Raw genomic sequence first — 18673 nt, 5'->3', positions numbered from 1 at the left:
GACAGCGAAGACTCAGTCCGCGCGCCCGGCGAATTCGCCTGTCACCGTGTTGACCAGCACCTTCTCGCCGTTGCCGATGTACTCCGGCACCATGATCTCGATGCCGGTGCTCAGGCGCGCCGGCTTCGGGCGCTTGGTCGCGGTGCCGCCCTTGAGTTCCGGTGGGGTCTCGACCACGTCGATGGCGACGCTGGCCGGCAACTGTATGGCTACCGGCAGGTCGTCGATGATCTGCACGTAGCAGCCGGTCAGGTCGTCGACGATGTAGCCGGCGGCATCGCCGACCACCTCGGCGTCGAGCGTGTAGGGCGTGTAGTCCTCGTCGTCGAGGAACACGAAGGCATCGCCGTCCTTGTACGAGTACGTCACCTGCCGGCGCGAGAGTTCGACTTCCTTCAACTCGTCGTCGCCGCCCACGCTGATGTCCAGCTTGCTGCCGCCGGGCACGCTGTACATGGTGAAGCGGAACTTGACGTTGCCGCCGCGGCCCTGCGGGCTGCTGCGTTCGATGTCGCGGATCTGGTAGACGCTGCCGTTGTGTTCGACGACGTTGCCCTTCTTGATGTCGTAAGCCTTCATGGGATGTCTTCTATCGGGAGGTGTGGAGGGCGCGGAAGATGCGCTCGTTGAAGTACCAGGTGAGCAGGCCCCAGCCCAGGCCGCCGATCGCGCACAGGGGCAGGGCGACGGCGAGCAGCAGCGGGAATTTCGGATGCGCGGCACCGAACTGGAGCAGCATCATGATGGCGAGGAAGGCGAACATCAGCCCGCCCCAGAACACGATGCCTTTCAGCAGCGCGAAATGCCACATCCCGCGTGCACGGATCGCCGGCCACTTCTGCGCGACCCAGCGCTCGGCGCGGGAACCGTATTGGGTCACTTCGGCGCCAGCCGGGTCGCGCCGTCGAGGCGGATGGTCTCGCCGTTGAGATAGGGATTGCCGAGGATGTAGCCGACCAGGTCGGCGAATTCCTCCGGCTTGCCGAGGCGCGACGGGAACGGGATCGACGCAGCCAGCGATTGCTGCACCTCGTCCGGCATGCCATCGACCATCGGCGTCCAGAAGATGCCCGGCGCGACGGTCATCACGCGGATGCCGAAGCGGGCCAGTTCGCGCGCCATCGGCAGGGTCATGCCGACCACGCCACCCTTCGACGCCGAATACGCGGCCTGGCCGATCTGGCCCTCGTAGGCGGCGACCGAAGCGGTGTTGACGATCACGCCGCGCTCGCCGTCGGCGCCGGCCTCGTTGCCCTGCATGCGTTCGGCGCAGGCCTTGGCGACGTTGAAGCTGCCGACCAGGTTCACCATCACCGTGGTCTGGAACTGCGAGAGCTTCATCGCCCCGTCGCGGCCCAGCACGCGGCCCGCGCCGAGGATGCCGGCGCAGTTGATCGCGGCGTTGAGGCCGCCCAGGAACTCCCTGGCGGCGTCGACGTTGGCAATGACGCCCGCTTCGTCGGTGACGTCGGTGCGGAAGTAGCGCGCGTTCGCTTCGCCCAATTCGGCGACGGCCGCTGCACCCTTGTCGTCGTTGACGTCGAACAGCGCGACCTTGCCGCCATTGGCGACCAGGTGCTGCGCCACCGCGAAGCCCAGGCCGGACACGCCACCGGTGATGACGGCACGGGCGTTGGAGAGTTGCATGCGGGGATCCTGCGTGCGGGAAAACGCGATTTTACCCCGATGCTGCTTTTTCCTTCTCCCTCCGGGAGAAGGTGGCGCGAAGCGCCGGATGAGGGTGCGGCGCGCCACGCTGCCGGGCAAACCAACCCTCACCCCAACCCCTCTCCCGGAGGGAGAGGGGCTAAAGATCCAGCAGATAGAACGTGTTGCAGCCGCCATGCCCGGTCGCGCCCATCGGCCCGTCGATCCGGCGGAAGCCGCTGCGTTCGTACAGCCGCATCGCGGCGTCCATGCCGGTCAGTGTTTCCAGGTAGCACTGGCGGAAACCGGCGTCGCGTGCGGCCTGCAGGCAGCGCGCCATCATCGCCGCGCCGGCGCCGCTGCCGCGTGCTTCCGGCAGGAAATACATCTTGCGCAACTCGCAGGTGTCGCCATCGGCGCCAGCGAGCGGGGCGATGCCGCCGCCGCCCAGTACCACGCCGTCGCGTTCGACCACGAAGTACGCGTGCCGCGGCTCGGCATACGCGCGGCTCATCCAGTCCACTTCCGGGTCGCTGATCGCGAAGCCGCAGCCGGTCGCACCGAACTCGGGCATCACCGTGCGGATGATCGTGGCCATCGCCACATCGTCGTCGGCGTGGATCGGGCGGATCGAGGTGTTGTCCGGCAGTGCCATCGTTCAATCCTGTTGCGCGATCACGCGCTTGGCGAATTCGCCCGGCAGCAGGCCGGGCGCGAACAGGAAGCCCTGGCCAACCTTCACCCCGAGCCGGATCATGAAGTCGCGCTGCGCTTCGGTCTCGATCCCCTCGGCCACCAGGCCCAGGCTCAGGCTGCTGGCGATGCCGGCGACCGCTTGGCAGATCGCCACGTCGGAGGGTTTGCCCGGCACTCCCTTGATGAAGGTCTGGCTGAGCTTGAGTGCGTGGATCGGCAAGCGGCGGAGGTAGTTGAGCGCGCTGTAGCCCTCGCCGAAATCGTCGATCGACAATTGCACGCCGAGCCGGCGCACGCGGTCGAAGACCTCGAGCGAATCCGCCGCGTCGTCGACCAGCACGCGCTCGGTCAGTTCCAGTTCCAGTGCATGCCCGGGCAGGCCGGCCTCCTGCAGCACGCGCTGCACGCCCAGGCCGAAGTCCTCGCCCAGGAACTGCCGGTACGACACGTTCACCGCCACCCGCTGGATCGGCAGGCCATGTTCGTGCCAGCGGCGCATCTGCGCGCAGGCTTCCTGCAGCACCCACTGGCCGATGCGGACGATGTCGCCGGTGGTCTCGGCCAGGTCGATGAAGCGGTCCGGGCGCATCTCGCCCAGTTGCGGATTGCGCCAGCGCACCAGCGCCTCGGCGTAGAGGATGCGGCCGGTGCGCAGGTCGACCTGCGGCTGGTAGACCAGGTGGAACTCGCCCTTGTCGAGCGCGCGGCGCAACTGGGTCTCGGTCTGTAGCCGCTCGTGCTGGCGGCTGGCCAGCTCCGGCGAGAACGACTGGAAGCCGTTGCGCTGCCGGCGCTTGCTGTCGTACATCGCCACGTCGGCGCTCTGGATCAGCTGGTTCGGGGTGTCGCCGTCGTCCGGCGCGTGGGCGATGCCGATGCTGGTGGTGACGTTGAACTCGTCCTTGCCCAGCCGGAACGGCTCGCTGAAGGCGTGCTGGATCTGCTTCGCCAGTCGCTGCGGGCGTTCGTGGTCGTCGTCCGCGCGGCAGGCCACCAGGAATTCGTCGCCGCCGAAGCGCGCGCACAGGCCCTCGGTGCCGACCGCCGTGGCGATGCGGTGCGCGGCATCGACCAGCAACGCGTCGCCGGCGTTGTGGCCGAGCACGTCGTTGACGATCTTGAAGCGGTCCAGGTCGATGTACAGCAGGCACAGCCCGGAATGACCGGGGTTGCGCATGCGCAATGCGATCTGCTCGAGGATCGCGTCGCGGTTCATCAGGCCGGTCAGTGCGTCGGTCTGCGCCTGCAGGCGCAGCGCCTGTTCGGCGTGCTTGCGCTCGGTGATGTCCTGCAGGGTGCCGCTGAGGCGGTCGCTGCCGGGATCGTGCGGGTCGGGTTCGCCGATCATGCGTACCCAGAACGGGCTGCCGTCGGCCTGCGCGCCCTGCAGCTCCAGTTCGAAGCCGGTGCCGTCGCAGATCGATTCCAGGGTACGGCGCAGGCGCTCGCGGTCGTCCTCGCGCAGGCAGGCCAGCACCTGCTGCATCGAGGCGAGCGCATGCCCGGCGCCGAGGATGCGGCTGGCCTCGCGGGTCAGGTACAGCGCGCCGCTGGCGCGATCCCACTGCCAGCCGCCGATCTGCGCCAGTTCCTGCACGCGGTCGAACAGCGCCTTGTCGCGTTGCAGTTCGGTGATGTCGCTGCTCAGGGTCAGCACCATGTCCGCCTGGTCGGCGCCAGGCGCGAACTGCGGCACCGCGGTCACCGACAGCCACAGCAGGCGTTGCGTGCTGCGCCGGAACAGGCCGAGTACCTGGCTGCTCACCGCCTGCCCGGTCGCCAGCGCGCGCGAGGCCGGATGCGCCTCGAACGGCAGGAAACGGCCGTCCTCGTCAACCACCAGCCAGTCGTTCCAGTCCGGTTCGACGTGGATGGGCTCGTCGCCGCCGATGCCGTAGATCCGGCTGGCGGCGGGATTCATGTAGTGCACGCGGCCCTGCCGGTCCTGCAGGGTGATCGCCTTGTCGATGCCCTCGATCAGGGTGTGGTAACGCACCTCGGCGTCGTGCCGCGCGCTGAGGTCGCGCGCCACCGCGACCATCGCGTTCTCGCCGTCGTAGACCAGGTTGGCCGAATGCACTTCCACCGGGAAGCGGGTGCCGTCGGCGCGCATGTTGGTGACCTCGATGACGTAGGTCTCACCGCGGTCCAGCGTCTCCAGCACCGGCACCAGGTGGTCGCGCGGAAAATCCGGGTTGAGCACTTCGATCGGCTTGCCGATGATGTCCTGGCGCGGCCGGTTGTAGGCGCGCATGCCGGCCTTGTTGAGGTCCAGGACGGTGCCGTCGCGGGCGAGCACGCTGACCGGGTCGGGCACCGCATCGAACAGCGCGCGGTAGCGCAGGTTGCCGGCCTCGATCGCCACTTCCGCCCCGGCCAGCGCATCGCCGGCCTGCAGAAGCAGGGCCTGCAGCGCGGGCGACAGGCCGGGCTTGGCGGCTGCGTCCCGCAAGGCCTGCGCCAGCGCCTGCGCATCGGTCGATGCCGGGTCCGGCGCGGCGGGAAGCGGCGGCACGGACGGGGCGTTCATCAGGCGCCCAGCGCCTTGCCGGCCTTGCTGCCGGTGTCGCGCCCCAGCAGGCCGGCCAGCCAGTGGCCGGTCTGGGCCAGCAGCGGCAGGTCGATGCCGGTGCGGATGCCCAGCCCGTGCAGCATGTAGACCACGTCCTCGCTGGCCACGTTGCCACTGGCACCCTTCGCATACGGACAGCCGCCGGCGCCGGACACTGCGCTGTCCAGCACCGACACGCCTTCTTCCAGGCAGGCCAGCACGTTCGCCAGCGCCTGTCCGTAGGTGTCGTGGAAATGGATCGCCAGTGCGTCCATCGGCACCTCGGCGGCAACCGCCCGCAGCATCGCCCGTGCCTTCGACGGGGTGCCAATGCCGATCGTGTCGCCCAGCGAGACCTCGTAGCAGCCCATCGCGTGCAGGTCGCGGGCGACGCGCACCACGTCGGCCAGCGGCACTTCGCCCTGGTAGGGGCAGCCCAGCACGGTGGAGACGTAGCCGCGCACGCGCACGCCATCGGCGTTCGCGCGTTCCAGCACCGGGCGAAAGCGCTCCAGCGACTGCGCCACGGTGGCGTTGGTGTTCTTCAGGTTGAACGCTTCGGAGGCCGCCGTGAACACCGCGACTTCCGCCGCGCCGGCGGCGCGCGCGCGTTCGTAACCCTGTTCGTTCGGCACCAGCACCGGATAGGAGATCCCGGGTGCGCGGGTGATGCCGGCCAGCACCTCGGCGGCATCCGCCATCTGCGGCACCCATTTCGGGCTGACGAAGGCGGTGGCCTCGATGCTGCGCAGGCCGGTGCGGGAGAGCCGGTCGATCAGTTCGATCTTGTTGGCGGTGCCGATGTCGACCTGCTCGTTCTGCAGGCCATCGCGCGGACCGACCTCGACGATGCGCACCTCGGCGGGGAAGGGCATGTCAGTTGCCCTCGCTTGCCGGTGCTGCGGGTTCGGCCGATGCCGCATCGACAGGGACGCGGCGCAGCACCATCAGCGGTTCGCGCACGAACAATTCCGGATACTTGCGCAGCAACCTGGCGATGCGCTTGCCATCGCCGGCGATGAAGTTGTTGTACGTCGGTTCCTTCGTCTTCAGGCCCTTGGTATCGGGTCGCACGGTGTACCCGTCGATCTTCTTCGCCTTGATGGCTGCCGCGATCCACGCATGGTCGGGGTCGTACAGGCGCATCGTGTCGCCGTCGCGTTCGTAGCGCAGCAGCGCAGCGCCGCAGCGCGTGTTGCCCGGGCCGATGCAGTCCGGCTTGCCGGAGTCGTTGTGCAGTTGCAGGTACTGGCCCGCGCGGGTGTCGACCAGGGTCAGGCGGATCGGCTTGCGTTCGCCCTTGGTGGTCGCGCTCCGGCAGTCGGCGGCGATCTCCACGATGCCTTGCGGTTTCATGTCGTCGTCGGCGCTGGCGACCGGCTCCCAGCGGCCGGGCCAGGCCGGGTCGCAGTCGGTCGTGGTGCCGGTGGGCAGGGACTGGAACACCGTCGTCGAACAGCCGCCGAGGCACAGCGACAGCAGCAGCAAGGCCAGGCAGGCGGTTCGATGCATCGTCATTGCTCCAGCGTGGCCAGTACCGCATCGCCCTCGACGAAGTCGCCGGCCTGCGCGCGCAGCTCGGCCAGCACGCCATCGCGCGGTGCCTTGAGCGCCAGTTCCATCTTCATCGCCTCGATCACCAGCACCACGTCCCCCGCGGCTACCGCGTCGCCCGGCTGTTTCTGCACCACCACCACGCGGCCCGGCATCGGTGCACGGATGCGGTGTTCGGCGCTGCCGGCGTCGCCGCCTTCGCGACGATACACCGCCTCGGCGCGCAGGCGCAGGCGTTGCCGGCCATCGTGGACCAGTACGTCATCGCCCTCGGACAGCGCATGGAAGCGATGCATGCCGCCGTCGATGCGTGCGCTCAGTGCGTCGCCTTCGATCCGAGCGCCGGAGATCGCGTGCGACGTGCCGTCCAGGTCGATCGCGTAGTCGCCACCGTGCCCACGCGCGACCAGTTCGATCCGCGCCGCACCGTCCGCGAACGCCAGCCGCCGGCTGCCGCCATGACCCAGCCGCCAGCCATCGGCGATCGCCCACGGCGAACCCGGATCGCTGCTGCTCGCGGCTGCAGATCGCGCATCCGCTTCCTGCGCCAGCAGGCGGGTGGTCGCCGCGGCGAGCAGCAACACGCGATCCGTCTCTGCAGGCGTGAGGAATTCGTCGAGGTGGCGATCCAGGTAGCCGGTGTCGATGCTGCCGCCGACGACGGCCGGATGCCGCGCGAGCCGCTCGAGGAACGCGATGTTGGATTTCGGGCCGGCGATTTCGCAGGCCGCCAGCGCCTCACGCAGGCGTGCCAGGGCGCGCGGACGATCCACGTCCCAAGTGATCAGCTTGGCGATCATCGGGTCGTAGAAGATCGTCACCGTGTCGCCTTCGACCACGCCGGAATCGATGCGCACGTTGCGCGAGGCCGCCGGCAGTCGCAGCGTCTGCAACGTGCCGGAGCCGGGCAGGAAGCCGGCATCCGGATCTTCCGCATAAAGTCGGACTTCGATGGCGTGGCCGTGCTGCCGGATCTGTTCCTGCGCCAGCGGGAGCCTTTCGCCAGCGGCGATGCGCAACTGCCATTCGACCAGGTCCAGTCCGGTGACTTCCTCGGTGACCGGATGCTCGACCTGCAGGCGGGTGTTGATTTCCATGAAGTAGAAGCCGCCATCGGCCCCCACGATGAATTCCACCGTCCCGGCATTCGCATAGTCGATCGCATGCGCAGCCTGCACCGCGGCCGCACCCATCCGCGCACGCAACTCCGGTGTGAGGAACACCGAGGGCGATTCCTCCAGGACCTTCTGGTAGCGACGCTGCGCCGAGCATTCGCGTTCGTTGAGGTGGATCGCGCCGCCGTGCGCATCGCCGAACACCTGGATCTCGATGTGGCGCGGATGTTCGATGTAGCGTTCCAGCAGCACCCGGTCGCGGCCAAAGGCGTTGCGTGCCTCGCGCTGGCAGCTTTCGAGATTCGCGAGGAACTCGTCATGTGCGCGAACGATGCGCATGCCCTTGCCGCCGCCGCCATGCGCGGCCTTGATCATCAGCGGGTAGCCGATTGCATCGGCCTCGCGCAGCAGCAGGTCGGGCGACTGTTCTTCGCCGGTGTAACCCGGCACCACCGGCACGCCGGCTGCGGCCATCAGGTCCTTGGCGCCGGCCTTGCTGCCCATCTTGCGCATCGACGTGCCGGACGGACCGATGAAGGCGATCCCGGCGGCCAGCACCGCATCGGCGAAATCCGCGTTCTCGGACAGGAAGCCGTAGCCGGGATGGATCGCCTGCGCGCCGCTCTTCTTCGCCACCTCGATGATCGCGTCGCCGCGCAGGTAGCTGTCCTGCGGGCGCGCGCCGCCGATGTGGTGCGCTTCGTCGGCCAGGCGCACGTGCTGGGCGTCGGCATCGGCGTCGGAGAACACCGCGACGGTGCGGATGCCGAGCTTGCGCGCGGTGCGGATCACCCGGCAGGCGATCTCGCCGCGGTTGGCGATGAGGATGGTGTGGAACATCAGTCTTGCACCCAGCGCGGCTTGCGCTTGTCGAGGAAGGCGGACAGGCCTTCCTGGCCCTCCGGCGAAACCCGCAGGCGGGCGATCAGGCTGGCGTTGTCGGCGTCATGCTTCGCACCATCCGCATGCGCGCAAACATCGCGAATCAGGCCCTTCGCGCTGGCGCTGGCGATCGGGCCGGCCTTCAGCAGCAGGTCGATCTGTCGCTGCACGGCGGTGTCGAGTGCGGTCGGGTTGACCACGTCGTGCAGAAGGCCGATGCGCAGGGCTTCCTCCGTGTCGAAGAGTTCTGCAGTCGCGAAGTAGCGCCGTGCATTGCGCGCGCCGATCGCGGCGATCACGTAGGGCGAAATCACCGCAGGCAATAGCCCGAGCCTGCTTTCGGTCAGGCCGAACTTCGCGCCGCGCGCGGCGATGGCGATGTCGCAACACGCGACCAGGCCCACGCCGCCGCCGAAGGCGGAGCCCTGTACCGCAGCGATGGTCGGTTTGGGCAACTCGTCCAGCGTGCGCATCAGGCGGGCGAGGGCGAGCGAATCGGTGCGGTTCTCGGCCTCGCTGGCGGCGGCCATGCCGCGCATCCAGTGGAGGTCCGCACCGGCGGAGAAGGAGGCGCCCTCGGCCTCCAGCACCAGCACGCGCACGTCGGCGTCGGCGGCGACCTCGTCCAATGCCGCGGTCAGGCCGGCGATCAGTGCGGCATCGAAGGCGTTGTGCACCTCCGCGCGGGTCATCCGCAGGCGGGCGACTGGCCCGTCGCGGTGCAGTTGCAAGGGTTCGCTCATGCGGGTTCCGGCAGGCCTGGCGCGGGTGAATGCGCATGATAACCGGCGCCGCGGGCCAGTCCGGCGGGCAGGGCGCGATGCTACAATCGAGAACAATTCCCATTTGAATCAAGCCGGCGCCACCGATGACCCTGACCGAACTCACCAGGCGCACGCCCGCCATCGTCGACACCGTCGAAGAGCGCACCCCGAACGACCCGATTGCCCGCCGCCTGCGCGAACTCGGCTTCGTCTCAGGGGAAGAAGTGGAGGTGGTCGCCGCCGGCCCGATCGGTGCCGAGCCGTTGCTGGTGCAGGTCGGCTTCACCCGCTTCGCGCTGCGTCGCGCCGAAGCCGGGCGCGTGCGCCTGCGCGCGAGTGGAGCCTTGGCATGAACGCTGCCGCCGCGACCCCGCGCATCGCCCTGGTCGGCAATCCGAACTGCGGCAAGACCGCGCTGTTCAACCTGCTCACCGGCAGCCGGCAGAAAGTCGCCAACTACGCCGGCGTCACCGTCGAGCGCAAGGAAGGCCGCCTGCATGCCCCGTCCGGCAAGCACTACGCCGTGCTCGACCTGCCGGGCGCATACAGCCTCAACGCGGCGAGTCTGGATGAAGCCGTCACCCGCGACCTGATCCGCGGCTTCTACCCCGGCGAGGCCGCGCCGGACGTGCTGGTCTGCGTGGTCGATGCCACCAACCTGCGCCTGCACCTGCGCTTCGTGCTGGAGTTGCGCGCGCTGGGCAAGCCGATGCTGGTCGCGCTGAACATGGCCGATGCGGCGAAGAAGCGCGGCATCGACATCGACGTGGCCGCATTGCAGCGCGAACTGGGCGTGCCGGTGGTCGAAACCGTGGCCGTGCGTCGGGGTGGCGCCGACACCCTTCTCGCGAGACTCGATGCCTTGGTCGCGCATCCGCACGCGGTCGTGGACGCGTTGCCCGAAGGCACCGACCTGCACGCCGAAACCCGTCGCCTGCTCGTGGCCGCCGTGCGCATGCCGGAACGCACCGCGAAGATCGACGATGCGCTCGACCGCTGGCTGCTGCATCCGCTGTTCGGGTTGCTGACCCTGGCGGTGGTGATGTTCCTGATCTTCCAGGCGGTGTATGCCTGGGCCACGCCGCTGATGGACCTGATCGAAGCCGGCACCGCGGCGCTGGGTGCGTGGGCGGGCGGCGTGCTGCCGGAAGGCCCGCTCAATAGCCTGGTCGTGGACGGCATCATCGCGGGACTTGGCGGGGTGATCGTCTTCCTGCCGCAGATCCTGGTCTTGTTCGCCTTCATCCTGGCGCTTGAGGAATCCGGTTACCTGCCGCGCGCCGCCTTCCTGCTGGACCGGATGATGGCCGGTGCCGGCTTGTCCGGGCGCAGTTTCATCCCGCTGCTGTCCAGTTTCGCCTGCGCGATCCCCGGGATCATGGCCACCCGCAGTATCCAGGATCCGCGCGATCGACTTGCCACAATCCTGGTTGCGCCGCTGATGACCTGTTCGGCCCGCCTGCCGGTGTATGCCTTGCTGATCGGTGCCTTCATTCCGTCACGCGAGGTCTGGGGCGGCATCAACCTGCAGGGCCTGGTGCTGTTCGCGCTGTACATGGCTGGCATCTTCAGCGCGCTGGCGGTGTCGTGGGTGATGAAGAAGTGGCGCCGCGACAAGGGCGAGCATCCCCTGATGCTGGAATTGCCTTCGTATCGCCTGCCGAACCCGCGCGACGTGCTGATCGGCCTGTGGGAACGCGCGCTCATCTTCCTCAAGCGCGTGGGCGGGATCATCTTCGCGCTGACCGTGTTGCTGTGGGTCCTGTTGACCTTCCCGGCCGCGCCGGTGGACGCCACGATGCCGGCGATCGACTACAGCTTCGCCGGGCGCATCGGCCATGCGATGACCGCAGTGTTCGCGCCACTGGGCTTCAACTGGCAGATCTGCATCGCGCTGATCCCGGGGCTGGCGGCGCGCGAGGTCGCGGTGTCCTCATTGGCCACGGTCTACGCGCTGTCCGCGGTCGACGACGAGGCCGCCGCGCAGGCCTTGACCCCGCTGATCACCAATGGCTGGTCGCTGGCCACCGGCCTCTCGTTGCTGGTGTGGTTCATCTACGCACCGCAATGCCTGGCCACATGGGCCGCGATCAAGCGCGAAACCGGCTCGTGGAAGACAATGGCGATGGCCGCCGGCTACCTGTTCGTGCTGGCCTATCTCGCCTCGTTCGTGACCTACCGGGTCGCGGTGGCGCTGGGCGGCGGTTGAGCGATGGACGCCGGCCTGCTCGCGCAATACGCGGTCATCGCAGTGGCGGTGATCGCCAGCCTGGCGATCGTGATGCGCTCGCAGTTCCCGACGGCCACCCGCAAACTGCGCATCGCGATGGCATTGCCGATGCTGCGCGAGGGCATGCCTGGCTGGATGAAGGGACTGGGTCGGCGCATCGCGCCGCTGCCGCGCGGAGGCGGCAACGGCTGCGGTGGTTGCGACAGCTGCGACTGATTTCGCGCCTTCATTCCGGCTTTCGCGGGAACCACGGGCAGGATCCGCTCAGTGCTTCAGCCGGCGCTTGCCCGGCGCTGCCGGCACCGCTTCCACGCTGACTTCGAAGCTGCGCGATTCACCGGGGAAGACCGCGCCCACGCCGGCAACATGGCGGCCGATTTCCTCGCCGCGTTCGTTGCGGATGACGACCACCATCGAGTACTCGAATGCGCCGTCATCCGGCGCACTCACCGTGCCTTCCACTTTCAGGGGCACGAAACGCTGGGCGGCGTCGCTGGCCGGGGCATCGAATTTCAGATGCCCGCGGCAGGCCGGACAGACCGACGAGCTTTCCAGGATCGTGGCCTTGCAGTGGGGGCAGGTGCGGGTCGCACCTGCCGTGCCCGGGCGAACGGCGCTCATGCGGCGCCGGCGCTCTCCGTCTTCTCGGGCTTGGCAGCGACCGACTTGCCGTCCTTGTCCCAGCCGCACTCGACATGGCCGCGGATCCGCGAGCCCGCCGCGACGGTCAGGGTGCCGGCCTTGAGGTCGCCGTTGATCACGCCGCTCTGCTGCAATTCGACCTGCTGGGCGGAATGGATGTTGCCGTCGAGTTCGCCGGCCAGGGTGACCTTGTTCGCCGCCACGCCGCCCGACACCTTGGCGCCCGGTTCGATGGTGAGGTTGCCCTGCACCTTGACGTCGCCCTTGAACTTGCCGGCGATGCGGACGTGGCCGCTGCCTTCGATCTTGCCTTCGATGGTGAGGTCGGCGGCGATCACAGATTCGCGGGCCGCGGCACCATTGTCGACCGCACGGATCGGCGCGGGCGCTGCGGGTGCCGGCGCCATCGGCTCGGGCGTCGCGGCGGGTGCCGGTGCCGGCGAGGCCAGGTCGAAACGGGAGGGTTCATTGGCCTTGGCGGCCGGGGTCGGGTCTTTCCAGATAGCCATCGAACGTGACTCCACGGGGGTGGCCGTCGAGGCTATCACCGATTTGCGGCGATTTCCTGCATGAATACGGGAGGAAGCTGGCGCAAGTCCCTGAGCGCGATGGAAGTCACAGCTTCGGCTACATCCGGAACACGCCGAAGCGCGTGCGTTCTTCAATGGGGGCGTTGAGCGATGCCGACAGGCCCAGTCCCAGCACCCGGCGGGTGTCGGCGGGGTCGATGATGCCGTCGTCCCACAGTCGCGCACTGGCGTAGTACGGATTGCCCTGGGTTTCGTACTGCTCTCGGATCGGCGCCTTGAAGGTGTCTTCGTCCTCGGCGCTCCAGGTGCCGCCCTTGAGTTCGATGCCGTCGCGCTTCACCGTGGCCAGCACCGATGCCGCCTGTTCGCCGCCCATCACGCTGATGCGCGCGTTTGGCCACATCCACAGGAAGCGCGCGCCGTACGCGCGGCCACACATCGCATAGTTGCCCGCGCCGAAGCTGCCGCCGATCACCACGGTGAACTTCGGCACGTGCGAACACGCCACCGCGGTCACCATCTTGGCGCCGTCCTTGGCGATGCCGGCCTGCTCGTATTTCCTGCCGACCATGAAGCCGGTGATGTTCTGCAGGAACACCAGCGGGATGCCGCGCTGGTTGCACAGTTCGATGAAGTGCGCGCCCTTCAGCGCGGACTCGGCGAACAGGATCCCGTTGTTGGCGACGATCCCGACAGGGTAGCCGTGCAGGTGGGCGAAGCCGGTCACCAGGGTCTTGCCGTAGCGCGCCTTGAATTCCTGGAAGTCGCTGCCATCGACCACGCGCGCGATGACCTCGCGGATGTCGAACGGCCGGCGCGCGTCCTTCGGCACGATGCCGTACAGCTCCTCGGCGGCGAACAGCGGTTCGCGCGATGGCTGGATGGCGACCGGCAACACCTTGCGGCGATTCAGCGTGCCGACGATGCCACGGGCGATCTCCAGCGCGTGGCGGTCGTCCTCGGCGAAATGGTCGGCCACGCCGGACATGCTGGTGTGGACGTCGGCGCCGCCGAGGGTTTCGGCATCCACCACTTCGCCGGTGGCGGCCTTCACCAGCGGCGGACCGCCGAGGAAGATCGTGCCCTGTTCCTTGACGATGATCGACTCGTCGCACATCGCAGGCACGTAGGCGCCGCCGGCCGTGCAGGAGCCCATCACCACTGCGATCTGCGGGATGTTCTCCGCGCTCAGCCGTGCCTGGTTGTAGAAGATCCGGCCAAAGTGCTCGCGATCCGGGAACACCTCGTCCTGCAGCGGCAAGAACGCGCCGCCGGAATCGACCAGGTAGATGCAGGGCAAGCGGTTCTCGCGGGCGATTTCCTGCGCGCGCAGGTGCTTCTTCACCGTCATCGGGAAGTAGGTGCCGCCCTTGACCGTGGCGTCGTTGGCCACGATCACCACGTCCTGTCCCATCACCCGGCCGATGCCGCAGACCATGCCGGCGGCGGGTGCGGCATCGTCGTACATGCCTTCCGCGGCCAGTGGGGCGATTTCCAGGAACGGTGCACCGGGATCGAGCAGGGCGTCAATGCGTTCGCGCGGCAGCAGCTTGCCGCGCTCGGTGTGCTTCGCGCGGGCCTTCTCGCCACCGCCGTCCGCGGCGCGAGCGAGTCGACGATCGAGTTCATCGACCAGTTCGCGATGGAAGGCGACGTTGTCGGTGAAATCCTGCGAGCGGGTGTCGATCTGCGAAGTCAGCGCGGGCATTCGTGGACGGTCGGTGCGGTCAGCGTGCAAGGATACCTGCTCGCGACGATACGCTTCGGCCATGCCGGACCACACCGTGCGTGCTCTCACGACAACGCATCGCCGAAGTCAGCCGCCGAACAAAGAAAAAGCCCGCCGAAGCGGGCTCCTTCTGGAACAAACCGAAAAGAACTCAGTCCTTCTTTTCGGCAGTCGCCGTGGCCTTGGCCTCGGCTTCTTCCTTCTTCATGCTTTCAGCGACGTTTTGGGCGGCGTCGCCGACGGCGTCGGCCGCATTGGCCTTGCCTTCTTCGTACGCAGCCTGCACCGGATCGACGGCGGCATCGACCGTCGCAGCGGCGGCGCCGGCGGCGGCAGCGGTGGCGGCACCGGCAGCTTCAGCACCAGCGACGGCGGCATCGCCAGCGGCCTCGGCGGCGGCGGCAGCCTGATCGCCGGCCACTTCGGCCTGCGCGGCGGCTTCATCGGCCTTCTGGTCGGCGGTCGGCGAGTTGCAGGCGGTCAGGGCGAGCGCGCCGGCGGCGAGGAGCACATAGAGCTTGGTGTTCATGGTTCTCTCCTAGGGAGTTGTCTGAAAGTTGCGGTGTCACGGATCAGGCAACGCCAGTGTGCCGAAGCATCCGGCCCCAGCCAGCGGGTATTGCGATAGTGACGTGTCGCCCTGTGTAGGGCACATGAAAAAGCCGTCGGCGTACCGACGGCTTCTCCGATACTACAGTAACGTTCCGGCGAGTTGCCTCGCCAGCCCGATTACTTCTTCTCTTCAGCCGAAGCAGCCGCGTTCTCAGCGGCGGCAGCAGCCTGCTCGGCCGAATCCGCGGCGTCCATCGCAGCGTCGGCAGCGTCGCCCGAACCCGCGGTGGTGCTGGCTTCAGCCGAAGCGGCGGTCGCAGCGGCGTCGGCGGCGGCGGCGGCGGTATCGGCAGCGGCCTGGGCAGCGTCGGCAGCAGCGGCGTCGCCGGTGGCGGCAGCAGCGTCGGCCGAGGCCTGCGCGTCCACGGCGGCTTCATTGGCTTCGGCAGTCGCCTCGGCAGCCTGGTCCTTGTTGGTGCAGGCGGTCAGGGCCAGGCCCAGAGCCATCGCCAGCAGCAGCTTGTTGATCGACATGATGCGTATTCCTCGTCTATGAATAGGGTGTTTGGAGAACGCGCACACTGCGCGCCGGTAACATGATGACAAGCCGATGTCGCGTGTCAAGCGGTTGGCCGGTTTTTTTTGAATCGACCGTTCACCGCCTAACGGGACTTTCACATCAGCTCGACCGCCAAGGCCACGGCTTCGCCACCGCCGATGCACAGCGAGGCCACGCCACGCTTGCCGCCACGCGCCTGCAGCGCATTCAGCAAAGTGACCAGCAGGCGCGCGCCGGATGCACCGATCGGATGGCCCAGGGCGAGCGCCCCGCCATTGACGTTCAGCTTGTCGTGCGCGATGCCGAGGTCGCTCATCGGTGCCATCGCCACGCAGGCGAAGGCTTCGTTGACTTCGAAGAGGTCCACGTCGGCGACCGACCAGCCAGCCTTGGCCAGCACGTTCTGCAGCGCGGTCACCGGTGCGGTGGTGAACCATTCGGGGGCCTGCGCGTGGGTGGCATGGGCGACGATGCGGGCCAATGGCTTCGCGCCAGCGGCCGAAGCGGCCTCCGCCGACATCACCACCAGCGCGGCGGCACCATCGGAAATCTTGGAGGATGACGCCGCGGTCAGCACGCCGTCCTTGCCGAAGGCCGCGCGCAGGTCCGGGATCTTCGACGGGTCGATCTTGCCCGGCTCCTCGTCCTTGTCGACCACCACCTCGCCCTTGCGGGTCTTGACGGTGACCGCGGCGATCTCGCCGGCGAACGCGCCGCTCGCCTGTGCGGCTTGGGCCCGCCTCACGCTCTCGGCGGCGTAGGCGTCGACCGCAGCGCGGTCGTAGCCGTACTTGGCGCAGGCGGCATCGCCGAACACGCCCATCGCCTTGCCGTCATCGGGATTGGTCAGGCCGTCCCACGCCATGTGGTCGACCAGCTCGCCATTGCCGAAGCGGATGCCGGTGCGCGATCCATTGAGCAGGTGCGGGGCATTGGTCATCGATTCCATGCCGCCTGCGATGACGGCCTGCGCGGAGCCGGCCTTGATGAGGTCGTGGGCCAGCATCACCGCCTTCATGCCGGAGCCGCAGACCTTGTTGATGGTGGTGCAGCCGGCGGCGTCGGGGATGCCGGCGGCGCGCGAGGCCTGCCGCGCCGGGGCCTGGCCCAGGCCGGCGGGCAGCACGCAGCCCATGATGACTTCGTCGATGGTGTCGGCGGCGATGCCGGCCTGCGCCAGCGCGCCCTGGATCGCGGCCGTGCCAAGCGTCGGCGTAGGCACGCCGGTGAACTGGCCGAGGAAGGAACCGATGGCGGTGCGCTTGGCACCGACGATGACGACGTCGCTCATGGGGGGGCTCCGGGCCGGATGGCCGCTTGGGTCGAATGCCCGATTATGGCGCGAAATCGCGGGTCATGCTGCGCTGCCGCATCCGTGGCCGATTCAGATTTCCGGCGTTGCGCAATTGGCGTGTCGGGCATACAACCCCCGCAGGGCGCATGGCGTCGGCGAGGGGCCGGCGGCGCACCTCGGGAACGACCATGAATTCCGAACACGACACCATTCTCCGCGGGCGCCAGCTGGCGCCCGCCTTCCTGCCGTGCGCAATCGCGCTGGCCCTGGCGGCCTGCGGTGGCGGCGGCAACGTGCGGCCCAGCACGCCCACGCCGCCGACCACGCCAGGCGGCAACGGGCTGGACTTCACGCCGACGGTGGCGAACGACAGCGGGATCGTGGTGAATCCGCCAGCCCTCACGACATTGCCGGCACCTCTTGGTTTCGATGCGCAGTTGGGCGTGCAGATGCGGGTGATCAATGCCGGTGCATCCCTAGCTGCGGGCGCAAGAGGTGCCGGCGTCGGTATCGGGATCCTAGACACGGGCGTGCGTCGGAATCATCCGCAGCTCAGCCCGCGTGTCACCTACAACGAGTTCTACCTGAACTCCCCGCCGAACAACCCCAATGTGGATTATGTGAAGGAGCACGGCACGTGGGTGGCGCTGACTGCGGCTGGATCGGCGGTGGGGCGATGGCCGGGCGGTGTAGCGCCGGCAGCCACCATCGTGTCCGGGCGCTTTCTCTCCGATGTGTCGCCGCCAGATGACGGGTCGGGCCAAGGCAATGAGGTCAGTACGGCGGACGCGAGCGGGTTCGCGGCGTTCCTCGATGACGTTCATGCAGATCTGCATGCGCATGGCGCGCGGGTCATCAACAACTCCTGGGGCGGTGTTTATTTTGAAGACGATGCGTCAGGTGCTGCGGCGATGGCGGCTGGCTACACCGATTTCATCCTCAATAGAAACGGCTTGATCGTCTTCGCCAATGGCAACTATGGACGTGACGATCGTTATCGCGCCGATCCGTCCGATACCTCATCGTTGCCCACACTTGCACCGTCATTCGGTCTGGAACGTGGCTGGCTGACGGTCGCGGCACTCGACCCGGACAACCCGACGCAACTGCTGCCGTTCTCGCAGTATTGCGGTCGTTCGATGAATTACTGCTTGTCCGCACCGGGATCTGTGTATGTCGTCGGTGCTTCGCCCCCGGATGGCAACGACCAGACCACCGATGACGACAAGGTCTATCGGGTGCAGGGCACTTCCTTTGCCGCACCACTGGTGTCGGGTGCCGCCGCCGCCGTGTGGTCGATGTTCCCGTACTTCAACAATGACCTGGTGCGACAGACGATCCTCGGGACCGCAAAAGACATCGGCACTCCCGGTGTAGACCAAGTATTTGGCTGGGGTTTGCTGGACGTGGGCAAGGCGGTCAACGGCCCCGCCAATTTCGCCTGGGGCGACGTCAGCGTGTCGTTCACCGGCAACTCGGTGTGGCGCAACCCGATCATCGGCAGCGGCGGCCTCGTCAAGGGCGGCAGCGGCACCTTGACCCTGGCCGAGGCCGGCAACTTCACCGGTGCAACCCGCGTCGATGCCGGCGGCCTGGACGTGCGCAAGGGCTTGCGCTCCAACCTCAGCATCGCCAACGGTGCCACCGTCTGGGGCAGCGGGGTGTTCGGCGGCAACGTCTCCAACAGCGGGCGCTTCTACAGTGGTGCCAGCAGCCCGGCCAGCATCAGCGGGAATTTCCTGCAGTCCTCGACCGGCAATTTCGGTGTGTGGCTGGGCAGCAGCCTGCGGGTGACCGGTACTGCGACCCTTGATGAGCAGATGTCCATACTTGGCGTGAGTCTGGTATACACAATCACGTCGAAGGAAATTCTGCTCAACGCTAAGGGGGCGTGACCGGCACGTCAAACTTATAAGGAATGCAATTCT

Annotated in this window: 19 protein-coding genes; 4 read left to right on the top strand and 15 right to left on the bottom strand. The window is 67.9% G+C overall.

What is annotated here, in order from left to right; genetic code table 11:
• Positions 1-12: 12 nt before the first annotated feature.
• The 9 genes from yeiP to ACE3T8_RS07240 all read right to left on the bottom strand — a co-directional run bounded on the left by yeiP (position 13) and on the right by ACE3T8_RS07240 (position 9188).
• Positions 13-579, bottom strand: a complete 567-nt coding sequence (gene yeiP, locus ACE3T8_RS07280) for an elongation factor P-like protein YeiP (RefSeq protein WP_374608054.1) — start codon at positions 577-579, stop codon at positions 13-15.
• Positions 580-589: 10 nt separating this feature from the next.
• A complete protein-coding gene (locus ACE3T8_RS07275) occupies positions 590-880 on the bottom strand; it encodes a hypothetical protein (RefSeq protein WP_374608053.1) in 291 nt (96 codons plus the stop codon).
• Positions 877-1647: an SDR family NAD(P)-dependent oxidoreductase gene (locus ACE3T8_RS07270; RefSeq protein WP_374608051.1), complete on the bottom strand. Its 771-nt coding sequence runs from the start codon at positions 1645-1647 to the stop codon at positions 877-879. Before ACE3T8_RS07270 ends, ACE3T8_RS07275 begins: the two co-directional genes overlap by 4 nt.
• 160 nt (positions 1648-1807) lie before the next feature.
• Positions 1808-2302 (bottom strand): GNAT family N-acetyltransferase, encoded by a 495-nt coding sequence (locus ACE3T8_RS07265; RefSeq protein WP_374608049.1) that lies wholly within the window; start codon positions 2300-2302, stop codon positions 1808-1810.
• A gap of 3 nt (positions 2303-2305) precedes the next feature.
• Positions 2306-4873 carry an EAL domain-containing protein gene (locus ACE3T8_RS07260; protein WP_374608047.1) on the bottom strand — a complete coding sequence of 856 codons (2568 nt, stop codon included), beginning with the start codon at positions 4871-4873 and terminating at the stop codon, positions 2306-2308.
• Positions 4873-5769, bottom strand: a complete 897-nt coding sequence (locus tag ACE3T8_RS07255) for a hydroxymethylglutaryl-CoA lyase (RefSeq protein WP_374608045.1) — start codon at positions 5767-5769, stop codon at positions 4873-4875. The genes ACE3T8_RS07260 and ACE3T8_RS07255 overlap by 1 nt, the downstream gene beginning before the upstream one ends.
• Position 5770: 1 nt before the next feature.
• Positions 5771-6406 (bottom strand): hypothetical protein, encoded by a 636-nt coding sequence (locus ACE3T8_RS07250; protein ID WP_374608044.1) that lies wholly within the window; start codon positions 6404-6406, stop codon positions 5771-5773.
• Positions 6407-6408: 2 nt separating this feature from the next.
• A complete protein-coding gene (locus ACE3T8_RS07245; protein ID WP_374608043.1) occupies positions 6409-8403 on the bottom strand; it encodes a biotin carboxylase N-terminal domain-containing protein in 1995 nt (664 codons plus the stop codon).
• The gene (locus ACE3T8_RS07240; RefSeq protein ID WP_374608042.1) at positions 8403-9188 is read right to left on the bottom strand and encodes an enoyl-CoA hydratase-related protein; all 786 of its coding nucleotides are present in this window, start codon (positions 9186-9188) and stop codon (positions 8403-8405) included. The genes ACE3T8_RS07245 and ACE3T8_RS07240 overlap by 1 nt, the downstream gene beginning before the upstream one ends.
• A 125-nt stretch (positions 9189-9313) precedes the next feature.
• Between ACE3T8_RS07240 and ACE3T8_RS07235 the strand changes: the two genes are divergently transcribed.
• Genes ACE3T8_RS07235 through ACE3T8_RS07225 form a run of 3 tightly spaced genes read left to right on the top strand, consistent with a single transcriptional unit; the run spans position 9314 to position 11655 of the window.
• Positions 9314-9562 carry a ferrous iron transport protein A gene (locus tag ACE3T8_RS07235; protein ID WP_374608040.1) on the top strand — a complete coding sequence of 83 codons (249 nt, stop codon included), beginning with the start codon at positions 9314-9316 and terminating at the stop codon, positions 9560-9562.
• Positions 9559-11418 carry a ferrous iron transporter B gene (locus ACE3T8_RS07230; protein WP_374608038.1) on the top strand — a complete coding sequence of 620 codons (1860 nt, stop codon included), beginning with the start codon at positions 9559-9561 and terminating at the stop codon, positions 11416-11418. Before ACE3T8_RS07235 ends, ACE3T8_RS07230 begins: the two co-directional genes overlap by 4 nt.
• Positions 11419-11421: 3 nt before the next feature.
• Positions 11422-11655, top strand: a complete 234-nt coding sequence (locus ACE3T8_RS07225; protein WP_374608036.1) for a DUF6587 family protein — start codon at positions 11422-11424, stop codon at positions 11653-11655.
• A gap of 48 nt (positions 11656-11703) precedes the next feature.
• Here ACE3T8_RS07225 and ACE3T8_RS07220 read toward each other — a convergent pair whose 3' ends face one another.
• From ACE3T8_RS07220 to ACE3T8_RS07195, 6 genes are all read right to left on the bottom strand, one after another.
• Positions 11704-12060 carry a hypothetical protein gene (locus ACE3T8_RS07220; protein WP_374608034.1) on the bottom strand — a complete coding sequence of 119 codons (357 nt, stop codon included), beginning with the start codon at positions 12058-12060 and terminating at the stop codon, positions 11704-11706.
• A complete protein-coding gene (locus ACE3T8_RS07215) occupies positions 12057-12590 on the bottom strand; it encodes a polymer-forming cytoskeletal protein (RefSeq protein ID WP_374608032.1) in 534 nt (177 codons plus the stop codon). Before ACE3T8_RS07215 ends, ACE3T8_RS07220 begins: the two co-directional genes overlap by 4 nt.
• A 118-nt stretch (positions 12591-12708) precedes the next feature.
• On the bottom strand, positions 12709-14319 hold the full coding sequence (locus ACE3T8_RS07210) for a carboxyl transferase domain-containing protein (protein ID WP_374608031.1): 1611 nt from the start codon (positions 14317-14319) through the stop codon (positions 12709-12711).
• Between the two features lie 172 nt (positions 14320-14491).
• Positions 14492-14869, bottom strand: coding sequence for a hypothetical protein (locus tag ACE3T8_RS07205; RefSeq protein WP_374608029.1), 378 nt, complete (start codon positions 14867-14869; stop codon positions 14492-14494).
• 200 nt (positions 14870-15069) lie between these two features.
• A complete protein-coding gene (locus tag ACE3T8_RS07200) occupies positions 15070-15426 on the bottom strand; it encodes a hypothetical protein (protein WP_374608027.1) in 357 nt (118 codons plus the stop codon).
• 140 nt (positions 15427-15566) lie between these two features.
• The gene (locus ACE3T8_RS07195) at positions 15567-16742 is read right to left on the bottom strand and encodes an acetyl-CoA C-acyltransferase (protein WP_374608025.1); all 1176 of its coding nucleotides are present in this window, start codon (positions 16740-16742) and stop codon (positions 15567-15569) included.
• 191 nt (positions 16743-16933) lie between these two features.
• Here ACE3T8_RS07195 and ACE3T8_RS07190 point away from each other — a divergent pair, with 191 nt between their 5' ends.
• Complete coding sequence (locus ACE3T8_RS07190; protein ID WP_374608023.1) at positions 16934-18640, top strand: S8 family serine peptidase; 1707 nt, start codon at positions 16934-16936, stop codon at positions 18638-18640.
• The last annotated feature ends 33 nt before the right edge of the window (positions 18641-18673 follow it).

The organism is Thermomonas sp., assembly GCF_041919455.1.
Taxonomy (GTDB): Bacteria; Pseudomonadota; Gammaproteobacteria; order Xanthomonadales; family Xanthomonadaceae; genus Thermomonas.
This window is presented reverse-complemented; position numbering and strand designations above follow the sequence as displayed.

Bases quoted from the DNA above. Each gene is read 5' to 3' on its own strand.
- yeiP (WP_374608054.1), bottom strand. From the start codon at position 579: ATGAAGGCTTACGACATCAAGAAGGGCAACGTCGTCGAACACAACGGC.
- ACE3T8_RS07270 (WP_374608051.1), bottom strand. From the start codon at position 1,647: ATGCAACTCTCCAACGCCCGTGCCGTCATCACCGGTGGCGTGTCCGGC.
- ACE3T8_RS07265 (WP_374608049.1), bottom strand. From the start codon at position 2,302: ATGGCACTGCCGGACAACACCTCGATCCGCCCGATCCACGCCGACGAC.
- ACE3T8_RS07260 (WP_374608047.1), bottom strand. From the start codon at position 4,873: ATGAACGCCCCGTCCGTGCCGCCGCTTCCCGCCGCGCCGGACCCGGCA.
- ACE3T8_RS07255 (WP_374608045.1), bottom strand. From the start codon at position 5,769: ATGCCCTTCCCCGCCGAGGTGCGCATCGTCGAGGTCGGTCCGCGCGAT.
- ACE3T8_RS07250 (WP_374608044.1), bottom strand. From the start codon at position 6,406: ATGCATCGAACCGCCTGCCTGGCCTTGCTGCTGCTGTCGCTGTGCCTC.
- ACE3T8_RS07245 (WP_374608043.1), bottom strand. From the start codon at position 8,403: ATGTTCCACACCATCCTCATCGCCAACCGCGGCGAGATCGCCTGCCGG.
- ACE3T8_RS07240 (WP_374608042.1), bottom strand. From the start codon at position 9,188: ATGAGCGAACCCTTGCAACTGCACCGCGACGGGCCAGTCGCCCGCCTG.
- ACE3T8_RS07235 (WP_374608040.1), top strand. From the start codon at position 9,314: ATGACCCTGACCGAACTCACCAGGCGCACGCCCGCCATCGTCGACACC.
- ACE3T8_RS07230 (WP_374608038.1), top strand. From the start codon at position 9,559: ATGAACGCTGCCGCCGCGACCCCGCGCATCGCCCTGGTCGGCAATCCG.
- ACE3T8_RS07225 (WP_374608036.1), top strand. From the start codon at position 11,422: ATGGACGCCGGCCTGCTCGCGCAATACGCGGTCATCGCAGTGGCGGTG.
- ACE3T8_RS07220 (WP_374608034.1), bottom strand. From the start codon at position 12,060: ATGAGCGCCGTTCGCCCGGGCACGGCAGGTGCGACCCGCACCTGCCCC.
- ACE3T8_RS07215 (WP_374608032.1), bottom strand. From the start codon at position 12,590: ATGGCTATCTGGAAAGACCCGACCCCGGCCGCCAAGGCCAATGAACCC.
- ACE3T8_RS07210 (WP_374608031.1), bottom strand. From the start codon at position 14,319: ATGCCCGCGCTGACTTCGCAGATCGACACCCGCTCGCAGGATTTCACC.
- ACE3T8_RS07205 (WP_374608029.1), bottom strand. From the start codon at position 14,869: ATGAACACCAAGCTCTATGTGCTCCTCGCCGCCGGCGCGCTCGCCCTG.
- ACE3T8_RS07200 (WP_374608027.1), bottom strand. From the start codon at position 15,426: ATGTCGATCAACAAGCTGCTGCTGGCGATGGCTCTGGGCCTGGCCCTG.
- ACE3T8_RS07195 (WP_374608025.1), bottom strand. From the start codon at position 16,742: ATGAGCGACGTCGTCATCGTCGGTGCCAAGCGCACCGCCATCGGTTCC.
- ACE3T8_RS07190 (WP_374608023.1), top strand. From the start codon at position 16,934: ATGAATTCCGAACACGACACCATTCTCCGCGGGCGCCAGCTGGCGCCC.